Consider the following 18,629-nt stretch of genomic DNA (forward strand, 5'->3'; position numbering starts at 1 on the left):
ATCTATCGCCCGTAGTAGAGCATGACCGTGTGCTTCGCTTCGGCGAAGAACAGCCAGCGTTCGACCAGCATGCCGGCGAACTGGGCGATCGTGGCCAGCGCCGAGAGCGCCGCCGCGATCGGCCAGGGCAAGGCGAAGGCGGCAAGCAGCAACAGGATGGGCAAACCGAAGGCCAGCGCCTGCGTGATCCGGCGCAGCTTTGCGCTGTGCTTGCGCGCGATGCGAAAACCCATTTCCTTGAGCAGGTAGTTCTCCTCGGTATGCGGCCATTCCAGGGATTGCACCATGCCGCCGGAGAGCCCGGTCGCCGTGTTGGCGGTCGTCGGGATTTCCAGCCGGTCATTGTAGCGCCACGTCGCCAGCTTCCAGCCCCAGCCGAGCAAAATGAGCAGCGCGGAAGCCGCCAGAAGCATTTTCGAGCCGAGAGCAAATCCTTGCATCACAACGTTCAGAAGCACGGTGCCGCTCATCGCCGAGAAGATGAGATAGCCGGGCAAGGTGTAGGGGCTGTGCCACTGGGCGATGGGTTTCAGCGAGGCATAGATCATGCCGGTCATGCAGACCGTGGCTATGGCGCCGAAGGCGGCCAGGACGCCCGCGACCGCCACCCAGCCGTCGAGGCGGCCAAGGAAGATCCAGCCCACGCCGAAAAGGCCTGCGGGGATGAAGGTGGCGACCGAGGCGACGCCTTCGCGTGACAGCCATGAGCTGCGCCACTGCGAGAACGCCCGCCAGGCACGTTCGGGCCTGCCGAGATGACCGGTCGATGACAACAGGCCGGCGGCGATCAGGCCAAGCGCCAAGCCGAGGCCAATGAGCCCCAGCCAGAAATCGGCCGGGATCACACCAGATGGGGCAAGCACGCCGAGCAATGCCAGCAGGCCGTAGCCGGCACCGGTGGCGGCGGTGAAGAAGACGACGGAGAAGGCGGGATGCATGGGCTAGTTCGAAAGCATGCGGTCGACCCAGCCAAGGAAACCGCCCTCGGCCCGCAGCGGCTCCAGCGCGGGAGCGGGCACCGATGCGGCACGCTGCGTGTGAGCGCGCGGCGGCAGGTATTTGTTGGTCGGGTGATAGCCGAGTTCCGGCATCAGGTCGACACCGCCGCGCTCCGCCACCAGTTGCGAAACGGGGGATTGGGGATCGCCGAGGTCGCCGAAATGCCGGGCGCTGGTCGGGCAGGCGGCGACGCAGGCCGGTACGCGATCCCCCTCGGCCAGATTGTCGTTATAGATGCGGTCGACGCAGAGCGTGCATTTCTTCATCACGCCGACATCGCCATCGAATTCGCGCGCGCCGTAAGGGCAGGCCCAGCTGCACAATTTGCAGCCGATGCACTTGTCCTCGTCGATCAGCACAATGCCGTCGGAGGCGCGCTTGTAGGACGCGCCGGTCGGGCAGACGGTGACGCAGGCCGGCGTCTCGCAATGCAGGCAGGAACGCGGGAAGTTGACCGTGCGCCCACCCATCTCGGTGATGTGCTCGTAACTGTGCACGCGGTTGAACCAGACCCCATCGACATGGCCCCCATAGGGATCGATGTCGGTCAGCGGCGCCATGTGGCCGCCTGTGTTCCACTCCTTGCAGGCGGTGACGCAGGCCTGGCAGCCGACACAGGTGTCGAGGTCGATGACGAGGCCAAGCTTCTTGCCGCCCGGACTTGGAAGACAGGTCATTCGGCCGCCTCTCTTGCCTGCCGAAACTCGGCGCCGAAAGTGAGCTTGTCTGGCGAGGGTTCGAAATGCGGCGGCTGTTGAAAACGCTCGAATTGCGGTTCGGTGAAGCCGGCCTCCTCCGCCGCGCATTTGACGATGCGCACGCGCAGATCGAACCACGCCGCCTGTCCCGTGACCGGATCGGAATTCGAATAACGCTTGCCCTGCGCGTCGGCCAAGGTCTGGTCTCCGATGATGTGATTGAGCAGGAAGCCGCGATTGCTTTCGGCGGCATCGTCTTTCAGCCCCCAGCTGCCGCGTCGCTTGCCGATCGCGTTCCAGGTCCACACTGTGCTTTCGTTCACGCCGTCGACCAGCTTGATCTGCCCTTTCACTTTGCCGTTGATGCTTTCGATCCAGACCCAGTCGTCGTCGGCAAGGGCAAGGCCAGCCGCGGTCCGGTGATGCACGAACAGCCGGTTCTGGCTGGTGATCTGCCGCAACCACGCGTTTTGCGAACCCCAGGAATGGTACATGTGCATGGGCCGCTGCGTCAGCGCGTGCAGCGGGTATTTTTCCTGGTCGACGGACGCTTCCTCGAACGGCATGTACCAGAACGGCAGCGGGTCCATGTAGGTCTCGACGCGCTTGCGTTCGCTTGCGGGCGGCACCACCCGGCCATGACCACGCGCGGCCAGCCGAAAACGCTGCATCGGTTCGGAATAGAGCTGGAAGACGATCGGCTCGGCGTTGGGGATGAAGCCCAGTTGCACCGCGAAGTCGAGATAGGAGCGGTTGGCCATCTTGTAGTAGCGCTGGTCCTCAGTGAAATCGTGGTGCCAGAACCCGCCATTGTCGATGTAGCGTTGCAACTGGTTGGGGTTGACGTCGCCCTTGCCGATCGAGCTTTCGTCCTTGCCGCGCCAACCTGCGAGCGGGCCGATGCCGGGCGTGCGTTCATGATTGACGATGTAGTCGGCATAGTCGCGGTACTTCGGCGAGCCGTCGTCATCGACGAAGCCGGGCAGGCCAAGCCGCGCGCCGAGTTCGATCAGCACCGACTGGAAGGGCCTGACGTCGCGGTCGGGCTCGACGACCGGATGGCGAATGGCGTCGCCCGGCCCGTCGGCATGGCTGATCGGCCGGTCAAGCAGGCTGATGCAGTCATGACGCTCGAGATAGGTGGTGTCGGGCAGGACCAGGTCCGCGAACGGCACGGTCTCGGAGTAGTAGGCATCGGAATAGATGATGAAGGGGATCTTGTAGTTGCCCGCTTCATCATGGTCGGTGAGCATGGCCATGGTCTCGACGGTGTTCATCGAGGAATTCCAGGCCATGTTCGACATGTACATCATCAGCGTGTCGATCGGGTAGGGATCACCGGCCCAGGCGTTACGGATGACTGTGTGCATCAGCCCATGCGCCGCAAGCGGCGAATCCCACGAATAGGCCTTGTCGATGCGCAGCGGCGTACCCGCTTCGTCGACCAGCAGATCGTCGGGTCCACAGACGAAACCGAGCGGCATGCCGTCGAGCGGCGTCATCGGCCTGACATCCTTGCCGCAGGGCTTTGGGCCGGGCGGCGCCGACCGGGGGTAGGGCGGCTTGAAGCGGAAGCCGCCCGGCACGTCTACCGTGCCCAGCAGAACCTGCAGCAGGTGGATGGCGCGACAGGTGTGAAAGCCATTGGAATGGGCCGAGATGCCGCGCATGGCATGCATCGAAACGGGCCGTCCCTTGATCGTATCATGCCGGCGCCCGGCCCAGTCGGTCCATGCCACCGGCAGTTCGATCGCCTGCTCGAAGGCGACGTGGGCCAGTTCGGCGGCGATCCGGCGGATCGTTCCGGCGGCGATGCCGCAACGCTCCGCGACCGCATCGGGCGAATAGCTGACGTCCATGTAGCGGTCTGCGATCAGCTGGAACACGGGAAGGCACCTGCGCCCGTCGACCGTGAAGCTGCCGGTCAGTGCCGGCTTTGCATTTGAATCGGCTGCGTTGACGGAGGTCTTCGCCACTCTGTCCCATGCCAGCGGATTGCCGTCGCTGTCGCGCATGAACAGCCCGTCATCGGCCGCGCCCGGCTCCTGGACAACCAGGACATGTGCGTTGGTGTAGCGGAGCAGATAATCGAGATCGACGCGGCCGGCTTTCAAGAGTTCGTGGATCAGCGCGAACACGAACAGCCCGTCGGTGCCGGGCCGGATGCCGATCCAGTCGTCGGCGATCGCATTGTAGCCGGTCCGGCATGGATTGATCGACACCATCTTGGCGCCGCGCGCCTTGAGCTTGCCCAGTCCGATCTTGATCGGATTGGAATCATGGTCCTCGGCAACGCCGAACAGCATGAAGTATTTCGTGCTGTCCCAATCGGGCTCGCCGAACTCCCAGAACGAGCCGCCGATCGTGTAAAGGCCTCCCGCCGCCATGTTCACCGAACAGAAGCCGCCATGGGCGGCGAAGTTCGCCGTGCCGAACTGGCTCGCCCACCAGCCTGTAAGAGATTGTGATTGGTCACGGCCTGTGAAGAAAGCGAGTTTTTTAGGATCGGTCCGGCGGATGTTCGACAGCCGCTCGGTGGCGATCGAGAAGGCCTCCTCCCACTCGATCTCGCGGAACTCACCCGAGCCGCGCGGCCCGGTGCGCAGCAATGGCTTCTTCAGCCTGGCCGGGCTGTAGTGCTGCATGATGCCGGAACTGCCCTTGCCGCAGATTACGCCGCGATTGACCGGATGGTCCTTGTTGCCGTTGATGTAACGGACCGTGCCGTCCTTGATGTGCACATCGATGCCGCAGCGGCAGGCGCACATGTAGCAGGTCGTCTTGGCGATCCTGTCGGAAACATCAGGCGAGGTGTCGACACCGTCGCCTTCATCAGGCGCCCGCGTGTCGGCAAGCGGGCGTTGCGAGGGGGCTGAATTGGCGCCGCGCGGCGGTCCGTGCATCATAATCCCGTGGTGCTCGCGCGGCCAGCGGATTTGGCTCGCGTCTTCGGTCCGGGGCCGCGCATATAATGTTCTTCGGGATGGTAGCGGTCGCCGGCCAGCCGTCGCCTTATATTGCGGCTCCAATGCGCAAGCAGGGATCTGAACCGCCCGATCATGTTGCTCTTTGCGACCTGCAGGCTAATTTTTTCTAACTTCCACCGGAAAAGTAGAATAAAGCTATCGATCCGTCTAATCAGTTGTTCTTGTAAATTCGATCGATATTGGTTCTTAATGCAGGCATGACCCTGGAGCAGTTGCGCATTTTCGTCGCCGTCGCGGAGCGCGGCCATATGACCAAGGCGGCGGAGCTCCTGGGCATTTCCCAGTCGGCCGCGTCGGCGGCCATTCGCGCTTTGGAAGAGCAGCATGGCGTCCATTTGTTTAACCGCGTCGGCCGCAACATCGAGCTGGCTCAGACCGGTCATCGGTTCCTGCCGGAGGCCAAGGCCGTGCTGGAGCGGGCCGCCGCCGCGCGCAATGTCCTGGAACATGTTTCGCAAACGGTCGCCGGCAGCCTCTCCATCGCCGCCAGCCTGACCATCGCCAGCTACTGGCTGCCGCGCCGGCTGGCCTCTTTCCACGAGGCCTATCCGGCTGTCAGGCTTAGCGTCACCATCGGCAACACAAGGCAGGTCGAGGCCAGCGTGCTGGATGGAACCGCCGATCTCGGCCTGGTCGAAGGGCGCACCGAGTCCGACTTATTGCGCCGCGTCAAGGTCGATACCGACCGGCTGATGCTGGTCGTTGCCAGCTCCCATCCAGAGATCGCCGAAATGGCGCCGGGCCGCCCCGACATCACCGGCCTCCGCTGGATCATCCGTGAGGGCGGCTCCGGCACGCGTGAGGTGCTGGAGGATCTGGCGCGCCGCGAGGGGATTTCGCTTGCCGACCTCCGGATATTCCTGGTGCTGCCCAGCAACGAGGCGGTCCGCCAGGCTGTCGAGGCGGGTGCCGGCGCGACCATCATTTCGGAGCTGGTCGTCGGGCGCGCGGTCGCCGAGGGGAGCCTGAGAGCCGTGCCGATCGAATTGCCGAAGCGCGACTTCGCCATGATCACCCATCGCGACCGTCAGGCAAGCCTGGCCCAGATGGCGCTGAAGGCGCATCTGGCCGCGGAGGCGAACGGGTCCACGTTGGGCTAGGTTCAGCCGAACTTCCGCTGCGCATCGAGCGCCAGGCCGAGCCCGACCGATCCGAACATATCGCCTTCTATGACGGAAGCCCGCGGCACCAGCGACAGGATTTCCCGCCTTGCCAGCGGGATCGCCGTCGATCCGCCGGTCAGGAACACCGCGGTGATGTCGGAGGGCTTGACCCCGGCGTCGCGGATGGTCCGCGCCACCGTTTCGGTAACCCGCTCGATGTCCCGAGCGATCGTGGCCTCCAGTCCGTCGCGCGTGATCCCGGCGGCGAACGCCGCGCCCGGCAGCTTCACCGCCACTTCCGCCGATGACATGTCGGTCAGCTCTATCTTGGCTTTCTCGACCAGCGCCGCCAGCGCGTGCCCGTAGCGGTGCTCGACGATATGGATGAAGCGGTCGACCAGGTCGGCGCGCACGGCCTCGTAGCGGATCTGGCGCAGATGCGTCATCGCCTTGGCGGTATAGACCAAATTGATGCGCTGCCATGTGGCGAGATCGATGAAGTAGCTGGCCGGCAGATTGCGCTTGCCGTCCTTGGTCGGCGACAGGTACCCGAGCTGTGGCATGACATGGGCGATGCTCAGCAGCCGGTCGAAATCGGTGCCGCCGATATGGATGCCGCGGCTGGCCAGGATGTCGTCCTTGCGATCGGTCGATCGCGCGCGCCCCGGCGAGACCCGCACGATCGAGAAGTCGGACGTGCCGCCGCCCATGTCGATGATCAGCGCCAGTTCCTCGCGTGTCACTTTCTGCTCGTAATCGAGCGCCGCCGCGATCGGCTCGAACTGGAAAGCGATATGCTTGAAGCCTTGGGCACGGGCAGCCTTCTCGAGTTCGCCTTGCGCCTCAGCGTCGGCTTGCGCGTCGTCATCGACGAACTGCACCGGGCGGCCGAGCACCACGCTCTCCACGACGCCGTGGGCGTCCTCTTCCAGCCGCGTTCTCAGATGACCGATGAACAGGCCGATGATGTCGATGAAGCCGATCTGGCGTGCCTTGATCCGCGTCTTCTCGTGGGCGAGCGAACTGCCGAGCACGCTCTTCAATGAGCGCATCAGGCGGCCTTCGATGCTGTCGGTATAGTCGCCGATCGCGCGGCGGCCGAAATAAGTATGGCCGTCCTCGAAATTGAAGAACACGGCACTTGGCAAAGTGGGCTGCTCGCCCTCCAGCAGGACCAGCCGCGCCTTGCCGTTCCGGATGACGCCCACCGTGGAATTGGACGTGCCGAAGTCAATGCCGCCGAATGCCTGATGCATCGCAGCCTCCTGTCATTGTTTCGCGGCGGCAAATCAGCGGCGACGCGTCGCGCTGTCATCCGGATGGCCGGACCGCTCCTGGCGAATGGTATGTGCGTGTTTGCCCTTGGCTGGGAGGCGGCGGTTTATCGCATGGCGTTGAAAAGGGGAACCCCTCTTTTCCCGCGGCATCAATCCTTGCGGAACACCAGCCGGCCGAGCCAGCCCGTCACCATGGCCAGCGATACGGCGAACACGCCGTAGAGGAACGAGTAGTCGTGGGCGACGCGGAAGATCGATTGTTCGAAGCCCGATTTGCGGATTTCGACCTGTGCCGAACTCTCCTTGACGAACAGGCCGCTCTTGAACAGGAATGCGCGCGCTTTGTGCGTGCCGACCGAGACATCAGGCGCCAGCCTGACGGTAGCGCGAAACAGGTTCTGCGATAGGAATTGCACGCCGCCGACATTCTCGCTGTAGAGGCCGGCGGCGGCCTTGCGCTCGCGCAACGCGGCCGTGAATTCCTCGATCGTCGCCGGGCTGTCACCGGCTTCGGCGGGCTGCATATAGAGGTTGGAGGCGCCGAGCGACAGCTGCTTGTAGCTGTTGGGTTCGGTGATGTCCTGCAGCGGCCGCGTCGTCGCGACCGAATAGGACACCGGCACGTTCTCGAAGGTCTCGGAATCCAAATTGACCCAAACCCCCAGCACCCGGTCCTTGCGGCGTACGACCACCGGTCTTGGTGGCCCTTCGAGCACGACGATAACATCGTAACGGCCCTGGCGTGCGACCAGCGGGTCGGGATTTTCCAGCGAACCGAAGATGGTCAGGTCGGCGCCGGAAAAACCGGCGGTGATCGACACCGCGTCGGTGGAAAGGCCGATCTGGATGCCTTCGGTCGGCGGCGTCTGCGCCTTCGCCGGCGCGGCGGCGGTCAGGGACAGGAGAGCGACGGCTACGAGCGCCTTCAGGCCATTCATCAGTTGAGGCCCACGCCGGACAGCGAATAAAGGTTGGGCGGCGTGGCGAACAGATCGGTGGCAAGCCGGATCGCCACCGCCAGCACCAGCAGCGCCAGGAGCGCTCTCAATTGCTCGCCGCGCAGCCGCTGGCCGGCCTTGGCGCCATATTGCGCCCCGGCCACGCCGCCGGCCATCAACAGGAAGGCCAGCATCACATCGACGGTCTGGTTTGTGGTGGCGTGAACCAGCGTCGTATAGGCGGAGGTGAAGATGATCTGGAACAGCGAGGTGCCGATGACGACATTGGTCGGCACTTTCAAGAGATAGATCAGCGCCGGCACCATGATGAAGCCGCCGCCGACACCCATGATCGACGACAGGAAGCCGATGCCCGCGCCAAGCCCGAGCACCGGGATGACGCTGACGAACAGTTTCGACGCGCGGAAGCGCATCTTCAGCGGCAAGCGATGGATCCAGTTGTGCTGGCCGGATTTCTTCAGCACCGGCGCCGCGCCGCTGCGCGTGGCGCGAAGGGCGTTGATGCTCTCGACCAGCATCAGCCCGCCGACGGTGCCGAGCAGCACCACGTAGAGCAGCGAGATGAACAGGTCGAGCTGGCCGAGCCTGCGCAGGAAGCCGAACACATAGATGCCGCCGGTTGAGCCGACGACGCCGCCGGCCAGAAGCACGCTGCCGAGCTTGAAGTCGAGCGTCCCTCGCTTCATGTGCGACAACACGCCGGAGACGGAAGAAGCGATGACCTGGTTGGCGCCGGTGGCGACCGCGATCGCCGGCGGGATGTTGTAGAAGATCAAGAGCGGCGTGATCAGGAAGCCGCCGCCCACCCCGAACATGCCCGACAGGAAGCCCACCGCGGCGCCCATGGCCAGCAGCACGAAGACGTTGACGGAAATTTCCGCGATCGGGAGATAGATGCCCACCCGTCTGTCTCGATCAGTTTGCCTGTCGGCGAATAAAGCCGCTGCGGGCACTATCGCATCGAAAAGCCAATTTTCTCTTGCGCCGACGCGGCAGCGGGATCAAACCCCGCCACCGCGCCGAAACAAAAAACAACTCAATCAGTTAACAGGCAAATGTAAGGCAAGGGCGTCGTGGAAACGACGCTTCTGCCGTTATTTGCGCGCCAGCAATGCCTTGACCAGCTTCTCGTCGACCGTGCCCGTCGCCGGCAGCTTGTTGTCGGTCTGGAAAGCGATGATCGCGTTCTTGGTCTTCCCGCCCATCACCCCGTCGGCGCCGCCGGCGTCATATCCGTTCTTGTTGAGGATGAGCTGGATGTTCTTGACCGCCTTCTCCATGTCGATGCCGGCGGTCGTCTGCGGCGTGCCTTCCTGCCAGGATTCAGGAATGTCCACCGAATTGGCCGCCGCGTTGAGCGGCTTGGCCTTCCACAGTTCGGTCGCGGCGCGCGCCCGCTCGAGCTGCTCGGGCCGCAGCGCGTTGGCGATCTCGTCGCGCTTGGCCGCGGCATCCTTGTCGCCGGTCTTGGCGACGAGCGCGAACCATTTGTAGGATTCCTCCAGGTTCTGCTTCATGCCGACGCCCTTGGCGGCGAGGATGCCAAGATTGAACTGGCTGTCCTTGACGCCGAGGTCGGCGGCCGCCTGGAACCAGTGCGCGGCCGATTCATTGTCGGTTGCACCGTCGGCGGCCATGGCGAACAGCACCGCCAGATTGTGCATGGCGCTGGCGTTGCCCTGCGCGGCGGCGAGCTGGTACCAGGTCTTCGACTTCTTGATGTCGCGCGCGACGCCGATGCCCTTTTCGTAAAAATTGCCGATGCGGTATTCGGCCGGCGCGAAGCCGAGTTCCGCCGATTTCTCATACCATTTGGCGGCAGCCGGCATGTCTTCCTTGACGCCGCGCGACTCGGCGTAGCGTGAGCCGACCTCGAACAGCGCCTTGGCGTCGCCACCGGCAGCGGCGTCACGCAAGGCGGCCGGGCCGGCATCGGACGGAATGTCGAACTTGGTCGCGGCTGTCGCCGCCGGCTTGTCCATGGGCGCAACGGCGCCGGTCATGTCGTTGGTCGTCGCCGCGGTCGCCCCTGGCGCGGCAGGGGCCGCTTGGAGATCGGCATCCGTCGCCTGCGTAGTGCCGGCGGCCGGTGCCGGATCCGCCATGCCGGGGGCAGCGGTCATCGGAGCAATCGCCGCCTGTGCGGCCGAAGCCATCGCGTCGGGAGCGGCTGCGCTCGGGCCGGAAGCCATGCTCGATCCGACCGGCGAAGCGGGCTCGGCCGTGGGCGCTGTATCCGGCGTCGCGTTCGTATCAGACGGCATGGCCATGACGGTCCGCGCCGCCATATCGTCCTCGCTTGCCGGCGCGGATTGTTCGGCCTGCCTGGCCGGACGGGCCGGCGCGCTGTCCATCGCCGTCGGCTGAACTTCGACCTTCGGCTGGCTGGCGGTATCGAGAGATGCCGTCTGAACCGGCTGCGGGCCGACGATCGGGGATGCGTCGTTGCTTGCCACCTGGGCGGGATCCGAAAGGAACGCCTTGCCGAGCTGCAGGCCGGCAAGCGCCAGCATGATCGCTGCCGCTGCCATCAGGATCGGCTTGCGCCGCGCCTTGAGCAGGTCGCCTATCCTGAGCGCCTTGACCGGGCCTTTCATAGTCGACTGGCGCTTCAGGGCGTCGGCCTCGGCCGCGGCCGCCTGCGCAGCGCGCCGGGCGGCGGCGATGAAATCCGATTTCGCCGCGTCGCTGTCGCCGAGCTTTGCCGGTTGTCCGCGCTCGTCACGCACGCGCTTCATGATGGCATTGAGGTCAGGCGCGCCGGAGCCGGGCTCCAGCGGACGGTTGGCGACTTTCGGGTCGAGCGGCTCGTCGAGATCGACACTCGGGATGTCGGCGCTCGGCGCCGAGCCGGCCAGCGGCGGAACATCCGCCGCCTTCTTGCCCTTGAACGCCCGCGCCAGTCCGCCGAACATCGACTTGCGGCCTGCGGGCTGGTCATTTCCGGCGGTGGTGTCGGAGCCAAGTGCGGCCATCGCGGCGGCGGCGGCGGCTTCCGCCGGCGAACGCGTGCCCGGCCGGGGAGACAAGCCCGTTCCAACGTGCAGTGCGGGCTCGCCGGGCTCGGTGCGCAATATGGCCGCGGCACGCGCGTCCAGATCGGCCATGTCGCCGGTCAGCGGCAGCGGCTCGTCCATGGTCATGGATGGTGCGTTCACGGCCATCTTGGGCCGCTGCACGCCACGCCAGCCGCTCGGTTCGATCGAGGCCGCGTCCAGGAGTTCGCTTACCGCTTCGGACGGGTCGCTGGTTTCCAGCGAGCCCAGCCTGTCGACGATCTTGAGCAATGTGTCGTGAATGGCCTCGAAGGTCCGCGAATTGCGCTCGTCGGAACGCCGCGTCAGCGTCTCCAGGGTCTTCAGATCCTGGGCGAGGCCGGATACCGCGGCCGTATTGGTGCTCGTCCCGGCCAGCGAGCGCACCGCGTTCTCGGCCGCCTCACGTGCCGCGCCCAGGATGGAATCGCGGGTCCCGGCCAGCGCTTTTTCGATTTCGTCGAGGCGCGGGCTGATGTCCTCGAAGTCCGGCAGCGGCGTGCTGGGCTTGGAAAGATGCGCCGACAGGCCGGCGACCTGCGCCTCCAGGCTGCGGATCAGCGCCGGATCGATGCCGGCTACCTGGGCCGCCGAAGCGTCCAGCCGGCTTGAAATATCCTCGAGCCGGCTTTCCAGGCCCCGGATCGCCGCCTCGCCGGCGGGATCGGGAGCGCGTGTCTCCATGCGCTTGGCCAGTGCGGTGAAGCGAGCGTCGATGGCGTCCATGATGCCGGCGCTGTCGACCTGCGGCATGCTGCGCTGGTCCAGCCGGTCGGCAACCTCGTCCAGCCGGCGCTCGAGATCGCGAAACAGCATGTTGCCCTGTTCGATGGCGTCGCCCTGGCGCCGCTCCATCATGCCCGATAGCACGTCGAAGCGCTGCTCCAGCCCATGGAAGATGTAGTCGGCGTCGGGCATGGCCGGCGCTTGATCAATCTTGTCGGCGATCAGCGCGATCTGCTTGGCGAGCCGTTCCATCGCCTGCTCGGGCAGGTTGGCGCGGCCGGCGAGGTCGTCGACCCGGCTCGACAGCGTGTTCAGCCGGTCGATCACGACATTTGCGGGACGGTCCTGCGCTACTTCCTCGATCTGCTGGGCGAGTGAGTCGATCCGCTTCTCGATGCGCTCGATGGCTTCGTGGTCGACTGAATTCGCCTGTGCGGCGACTGTGGAGGCGACGATGGCGCGGGAAATCTCGTCCAGCCGCTCGTCGATCATGGCCAGCGTGCCGCCGCCGCGATTTTCCTGCTGGCTGGCGAAATGGTCGACCGCCCCGGCCAGCGTGCGGACCTTCTCCTCCAGCGAACGCAGGGACAGCGATTCCGGCAGGTTGTTGACGGCGTTGCTGATCTGCTCCAGCCGGTCGGTCAAGGCGGCAAGGGCGGGGTCGTCGGAGCGTTTGCGCTGGTCGGCGTCGACGCGGTCCTCGAAGGCCGTCCAGCGGCGGTCGAACTCGTCCCAGCGGCGGTCGACCTTCTGCACGCTCTCCTCGCGCGCCAGCGTGTCGAGCGCGGCCTTGACCTGTTCGAGTTCCAGTCGCAGCAGGTTGACGCTCCTGTCGTCGCTCTTCTCCGACAGCGATTTGATGGCGCCGGAGAGCCGCTCGAATTCCACGCCGAGTTCGGCGCTGCCCTTGCCCGATGTCCCGGACTTGGCGTTCGACTGGAAGGCGCGGTCGATGTCCTTGCGCAGCGCGTCGAATTCGCGCTGCAACCCTGAAGTCACCTGGTGACGCAGTTCCTCGCGCATGCCGCGCAGTTCGCCGGCGATCTTGCCGACCATGGCGACGCTGTCTTCCTGGCCGCGCACGCGGTCGATGTCACGCGCGATCGCCTGATAATTCTGGTCGAAGGGTGCAGGCGAGGGCGTCGGGTTGTGTGCACGCGGTGCCGGCTGCGGATCCTCGTACCAGCGCTGCTGGGCCGTCGGCTGCGTGGCGGGATAGCGCGGGTCGGAGGCGGGGTAACGCGGTTCGGCGCCATATTGGCGAGGAGCGGGTCGTGCCGTCGCGTCCTCGCGCGTCTGCCCCAGGCGCTGTTCCAGCGTCTCCAGCGAGCGGTTCAGCTGCTCGAGCGTGGTCTGCGGCTTGCGCTGCCTGCCGGCATTGAGTGTATCGAGGTAGGACCGCTTGCTGTTCATCGGTGCGTCCGTCTTTCAGATTGGCCGGCTTGCGGCCAGCTCCCCAAGTCCCTGCCGGAACGAGGCGACCGCGCTTTCATGCCACGGTGGAAGACAAGCTTCCCGGGTTTCCCCGCGCTCCGAAAAACCGTGAAAATTCGATACAGGATAACCACGGGTAGCCGACACGCGCACATTTCGCCCAACGTGGTAAACAACGCGTTAACCAAGCTTAAGAAGTTGCAAGGAAGTTGGCTGACGCGACTTCCGGTGCGGCATAAAGCACCGTTCTCAGAACGCCCTTGCGTCATGAGGCGGCTACCGGTATAGAATTGACGTAAACGTAAATGGCGCATCAACTGCGCTGTTTACGATTTGTTTGTAGAAACCACGGCCGGAAGCACGCCCCCGCTTCCAGTCAGGCGACGCATGGTCCGGGACCGCGACGCCACCAGACGGGGAAGCCAGTGACCATGAAGCTTATCTCGGCCGGCGAGACCGCGGCCAATACCAATAATGCAACCGTTGAAGCCGGCGAGGATCTCTCCCGCATCGGCGAGATGGCCAAGAAGTACGGCGTGACGCTGCGCACGTTGCGTTTCTATGAAGACAAGGGCCTGCTCAATCCCCAGCGCGACGGTTCGACCCGTCTCTATACGCGCCGCGACAAGGCCAGGCTTAAGCTGATCCTGCTCGGCCGCAAGGTTGGGTTCTCGTTGCGCGACGTCAAGCAGATGATGGACCTTTATGATCCGACCGGTTCCAACACCAAGCAGTTGCGGCTGGCGCTGGACAAGTCGGAAAAGCAGCTCGCTCGCCTGCAGAAGCAGCGGGCGCTGATCGACGACGCCATCAATGAGCTCGGCGGCTCGATGTCGGCGGTGCGTCAGATGCTGGCCGAGCGTTCGGCGCCGCAAGCGAGCGTCGCGAGCTAAGCCGCCCTCCGATACTGTCGGACCCTTCACCATAAAGCCGCGTGGCCATGCCGCGCGGCTTTCGCTGTCTGGCCTGCCTGCTTCGCGCTGGCTTGCGCATTGCCGTTGCGCCAAGCTCACTACGCTCGTGGCGACAGAAATCTCGCCGCGCCGGAAATATTGACGTTTACGCAAACGTCAATATTTGCTATTGCGGCTTCGACATTGGCCCGCTTGCCGCGCCCGGCTTGATTTCGGGGTCAATCCGCATGGTGGAGGAAAAGCATGCCGATCTACAGGGCCCCGGTCCAGGACACGCTGTTCGTGCTCAACGAGGTGCTCGGTTATCAGCGCTATTCGAACCTTCCCGGATTCGCCGACGCGACGCCTGACGTGCTCGAGGCAATTCTCGCCGAAGGGGCCAAGCTCGCCGAGAATGTCATGCATCCGCTGAACCGTGTCGGCGACATGGAGGGCTGCGTGCGCCACGACGACGGCTCGGTGACCACGCCCAGGGGCTTCAAGGAAGCCTTCGACCAGTATCGCGAAGGCGGCTGGATGGGCCTGGCGGCTCCCGTCGAGTTCGGCGGCCAGGGCCTGCCCTATGCCGTGCACACGGCGGTGGCTGAATACATGGTGTCGGCCAACATGTCGCTGATGATGTATCCGGGCCTGACGCAGGGCGCGATCGCCGCCATCATCACCCACGGCACCGACGAGCAGAAGGCGACCTGGCTGCCCAGGATGGTCGAGGGCAGCTGGACCGGCACCATGAACCTGACCGAGCCGCATTGCGGCACCGATCTTGGCCTGCTGCGCACCAAGGCGGTGCCGAACGGCGACGGCACCTACAGGATTTCAGGCCAGAAAATCTTCATCTCGGCCGGTGAGCACGACATGTCGGACAACATCGTCCATCTGGTGCTGGCCCGCATCGAAGGCGCGCCGGAGGGCGTCAAGGGCATTTCGCTGTTCATCGTGCCCAAGCTCAAGCTCGACGCTTCGGGCAATCCGGGGACGAGAAACACCGTCTCCTGCGGCTCGATCGAGGAGAAGATGGGCATCCACGGCAACTCGACCTGTGTCATGAATTATGACGAGGCCGAAGGCACGCTGCTGGGGGAGGCCAATGGCGGCCTCAAGGCGATGTTCACGATGATGAACGAGGCCCGCCTCGGCGTCGGCCTTCAGGGCCTCTCGCTGTCGGAGATCGCCTACCAGAATGCCGCCGCCTATGCCAAGGACCGGTTGCAGGGTCGCTCGCTGTCAGGCCCGAAGGCGCCGGACAAGAAGGCCGACCCGATCATCGTTCATCCCGACATTCGCCGCTCGCTGATGACCATGAAGGCGTTCAACGAGGCCGGCCGCGCGCTGGCGCTGTGGACGGCGATCAAGTCCGATATCGCGCACCGCTCCGCCGACGACAAGGACCGCCAGGCGGCCGACGACTACACCGGCCTGATGACGCCGGTGGTCAAGGGCGTGCTGACCGACAAGGGCTTCGACCACGCCGTCATGGCGCAGCAGGTGTTCGGCGGTCACGGCTATATCGAAGAGCACGGCATGAGCCAGTTCGTGCGCGATGCCCGCATCGCCATGATCTATGAAGGCGCCAACGGCATTCAGGCGCTCGACCTCGTCGGCCGCAAGCTCGGTCTGAACGGCGGCCGCGCCATCCAGGCCTTCTTCAAGGAGGTCGGCGAATTCTGCGAGGAAAACCGCGCGGACGAAAAGATGGCGCCCTTCACCAAGGGTCTGAAGAAGGGCCTCAACGATTTACAGGCGGCGACCATGTGGCTGCTGCAGAATGGCATGGCCAGGCCCGATAATGCCGGTGCGGCCTCGACCGACTACATGCATCTCTTCGGCCTCGTCGCGCTGGGCTACATGTGGGCGCGGATGGCCAAGGCGGCACAGGGCAGGACGGATGCCAACGGCTCCCAATCTTTCTACGATAACAAGGTGGTGACGGCGCGCTTCTTCATGGAGCGGATCATGCCGGAGACCTCGGCGCACCTCGCCCGTATTTCGAGTGGTGCCGATGCGCTGATGGCCCTGCCGGCGGAAGCGTTCTAAACTCCGTCTCGCTAGCCTTTCTGTCTGTCGATACGCGGAGGAAATCGTGGCGACAAATCCCGCCGAAGTGCTCTCTTTGCCGAAACCAGCCTGGGCGGCCGACGAGGTCGGCATGCTCTACGACATGGCGACCCGCTTCATGTCGGAGGAGATAGCGCCGCGCTACGACGAGTTCGAGAAGAACGAGATGGTCGACCGCGAAAGCTGGCTCAAGGCTGGTTCCGCCGGCCTGCTCTGCGCGTCCATGCCGGAGGAATATGGCGGCTCCGGCGGCACCTTCGCGCATGAGAGCGCCATCATCGAGGCGATCGGTCATGTCGGCGTCGACGGTTTCGGCATCGGCCTGCACAATTCGATCGTCGCCCCCTACATCCTCCATTACGGTTCGGAAGAGCAGAAGAAGAAATGGTTGCCCAGGCTCGCCACCGGCGAACTGATAGGCGCCATTGCCATGACCGAGCCCGGCGCCGGTTCCGACCTGCAGGGTGTCAAGACCCGTGCCGAGAAGGATGGCAACCAGTACAAGATCAACGGCTCCAAGACCTTCATCACCAACGGCCAGCTGGCGAACTTCATCATCGTCGTCACCAAGACCGATCCGGAGAAGGGCGCCAAGGGCACCTCGCTGATGGTCATCGAGACCGAGGAGGTCGAGGGGTTCGAACGCGGCCGAAACCTCGACAAGATCGGGCTGAAGGCCAACGACACGTCGGAGTTGTTCTTCAACGACGTCCGTGTGCCGACCTCCAACCTGCTCGGCCATGAAGAGGGACAGGGGTTCGTCCAGTTGATGCAGCAATTGCCGCAGGAGCGTCTGCAGATCGGCACCGGGGCGATCGCCATGATCGAACGGGCGCTGGCGCTGACCATCGACTACGTCAAGGAGCGCAAGGCTTTCGGCAAGGCGATCATCGATTTCCAGAACACACAGTTCAAACTGGCCGAGTTGAAGACCGAGGCCACCGTCGGCCGCGTCTTCTACAATGACTGCGTCACTCGCCACATCAATGGCGGCCTCGATCCGGTGACCGCCTCGATGGCCAAGTACTGGCTCTCCGACCTCCAGGGCAAAGTCGTCGACGAATGCCTTCAATTGCACGGCGGCTATGGCTACATGAATGAATATCCGATCGCCCGCATGTTCCGCGACGCCCGCGTCCAGCGCATCTATGGCGGCACCAACGAGATCATGAAATTGCTGATCGGACGCTCGCTCTGAGCAGCTTTTCAGCGAACCCAGGGAGCATGAAAATGACCGAAGCTTATGTCTATGACGCCGTGCGTACGCCGCGCGGCAAGGGCAAGAAGGACGGATCGCTGCACGAAGTGCCGGCGGTGCGGCTCGCCGCCAGGACGCTCGAGGCCCTGCGCGACCGCAACGGGCTGGACACTGCAAACGTCGACGACATCATCTTCGGCTGCGTCGACCCGGTCGGCGAGGCGGGTTCCGTCATACCGCGCGCCGCGGCCTTCGAGGCCGGCTACGACACCAAGGCACCTGGCATGCAGATCTCGCGCTTCTGCGCCTCTGGCTTGGACGCCATCAATTTCGGCGCCGCCAAGATCGCGCAAGGCGCCGATGAAATCGTCATTGCCGGCGGCGTCGAATCCATGTCGCGCGTCGGCATGGGCATGTCCGGCGGCGCCTGGTTCATGGACCCCTCGGTGGGCCTGCCCGGCTGGTTCGTGCCGCAAGGCATTTCGGCCGACCTGATCGCCACCAAATACGGCTTCTCGCGCGATGACGTCGACGCTTACGCGGTCGAGAGCCAGAAGCGCGCCGCGAGATCCTGGGCCGATGGCCGCTTCAAGAACTCGGTCATCCCGATCAAGGACCAGAACGGTCTCACCATTCTCGACCATGACGAGCATATGCGGCCGTCGACCGACATGCAGTCGCTCGCCTCGCTCAACCCGTCCTTCGTCATGCCCGGTGAAATGGGCGGCTTCGACGCGGTGGCGGTGCAGAAGCATCCGGAGGTCGAGGAGGTCAACCACGTCCACCACGCCGGCAACTCGTCCGGCATCGTCGATGGCGCGGCGGCCGTGCTGCTCGGCTCGAAGAAGGCCGGCAAGGCGATGGGTCTCAAGCCGCGCGCGCGCATCCGCACCTTCGCCAACATCGGCTCCGAGCCGGTGCTGATGCTGACCGGCCCGGTCGACGTCACCGAAAAACTGTTGAAGCGCGCAAAGATGAAGCTGTCGGACATCGACCTGTTCGAGCTCAATGAGGCCTTCGCCTCGGTGGTGCTGCGCTACATGCAGGCCTTCGAGATCCCGCACGACAAAATCAATGTCAATGGCGGTGCCATCGCCATGGGCCATCCACTCGGCGCCACCGGCGCGATGATCTTTGGCACGGTGCTGGACGAACTCGAGCGTCGTGACTTGACCACCGCGCTGGTCACCCTGTGCATCGGTGCCGGCATGGGTACCGCAACCATCATCGAACGCGTCTGACGG

The 18,629-nt window shown here is 64.5% G+C and carries 12 protein-coding genes; 5 read left to right on the plus strand and 7 right to left on the minus strand.

The window, feature by feature from the left end; all coding sequences use genetic code 11:
• Positions 1–2 precede the first annotated feature (2 nt).
• The 3 genes from AC3CB8_RS08055 to AC3CB8_RS08065 are packed head-to-tail and all read right to left on the minus strand — an operon-like array spanning position 3 to position 4,603.
• Positions 3–938, minus strand: a complete 936-nt coding sequence (locus AC3CB8_RS08055) for a dimethyl sulfoxide reductase anchor subunit family protein (RefSeq protein ID WP_352563211.1) — start codon at positions 936–938, stop codon at positions 3–5.
• Between the two features lie 3 nt (positions 939–941).
• Entirely contained in the window at positions 942–1,676 is a 735-nt protein-coding gene (locus tag AC3CB8_RS08060; RefSeq protein WP_023773010.1) for a 4Fe-4S dicluster domain-containing protein, read from the minus strand.
• Positions 1,673–4,603: a molybdopterin oxidoreductase family protein gene (locus AC3CB8_RS08065; protein WP_031241047.1), complete on the minus strand. Its 2,931-nt coding sequence runs from the start codon at positions 4,601–4,603 to the stop codon at positions 1,673–1,675. Before AC3CB8_RS08065 ends, AC3CB8_RS08060 begins: the two co-directional genes overlap by 4 nt.
• 278 nt (positions 4,604–4,881) lie before the next feature.
• On the opposite strand from AC3CB8_RS08065, the gene AC3CB8_RS08070 reads away from it, so the two are divergent.
• Complete coding sequence (locus tag AC3CB8_RS08070) at positions 4,882–5,784, plus strand: LysR family transcriptional regulator (protein WP_023783454.1); 903 nt, start codon at positions 4,882–4,884, stop codon at positions 5,782–5,784.
• Positions 5,785–5,786: 2 nt separating this feature from the next.
• Here the strand turns inward: AC3CB8_RS08070 and AC3CB8_RS08075 are convergent, their stop codons facing one another.
• From AC3CB8_RS08075 to AC3CB8_RS08090, 4 genes are all read right to left on the minus strand, one after another.
• A complete protein-coding gene (locus AC3CB8_RS08075) occupies positions 5,787–7,043 on the minus strand; it encodes an Hsp70 family protein (protein ID WP_023773007.1) in 1,257 nt (418 codons plus the stop codon).
• Between the two features lie 170 nt (positions 7,044–7,213).
• A complete protein-coding gene (locus AC3CB8_RS08080; RefSeq protein ID WP_023773006.1) occupies positions 7,214–8,002 on the minus strand; it encodes a TIGR02186 family protein in 789 nt (262 codons plus the stop codon).
• A complete protein-coding gene (locus AC3CB8_RS08085) occupies positions 8,002–8,925 on the minus strand; it encodes a sulfite exporter TauE/SafE family protein (protein ID WP_023773005.1) in 924 nt (307 codons plus the stop codon). The genes AC3CB8_RS08080 and AC3CB8_RS08085 overlap by 1 nt, the downstream gene beginning before the upstream one ends.
• A gap of 192 nt (positions 8,926–9,117) precedes the next feature.
• Positions 9,118–13,197, minus strand: a complete 4,080-nt coding sequence (locus AC3CB8_RS08090) for a peptidoglycan-binding protein (RefSeq protein WP_352594960.1) — start codon at positions 13,195–13,197, stop codon at positions 9,118–9,120.
• Between the two features lie 452 nt (positions 13,198–13,649).
• Between AC3CB8_RS08090 and AC3CB8_RS08095 the strand changes: the two genes are divergently transcribed.
• From AC3CB8_RS08095 to AC3CB8_RS08110, 4 genes are all read left to right on the plus strand, one after another.
• Positions 13,650–14,111: a MerR family transcriptional regulator gene (locus tag AC3CB8_RS08095; protein WP_015319311.1), complete on the plus strand. Its 462-nt coding sequence runs from the start codon at positions 13,650–13,652 to the stop codon at positions 14,109–14,111.
• A 264-nt stretch (positions 14,112–14,375) separates the two neighbouring features.
• Positions 14,376–16,166: an acyl-CoA dehydrogenase gene (locus AC3CB8_RS08100; protein ID WP_023773003.1), complete on the plus strand. Its 1,791-nt coding sequence runs from the start codon at positions 14,376–14,378 to the stop codon at positions 16,164–16,166.
• Positions 16,167–16,212: 46 nt separating this feature from the next.
• Positions 16,213–17,385, plus strand: a complete 1,173-nt coding sequence (locus AC3CB8_RS08105) for an acyl-CoA dehydrogenase family protein (RefSeq protein ID WP_031248071.1) — start codon at positions 16,213–16,215, stop codon at positions 17,383–17,385.
• A gap of 32 nt (positions 17,386–17,417) precedes the next feature.
• Positions 17,418–18,626, plus strand: a complete 1,209-nt coding sequence (locus tag AC3CB8_RS08110; protein ID WP_352563209.1) for an acetyl-CoA C-acetyltransferase — start codon at positions 17,418–17,420, stop codon at positions 18,624–18,626.
• Positions 18,627–18,629: the final 3 nt, after the last annotated feature.

This window comes from Mesorhizobium sp. P160927 (genome assembly GCF_057766385.1).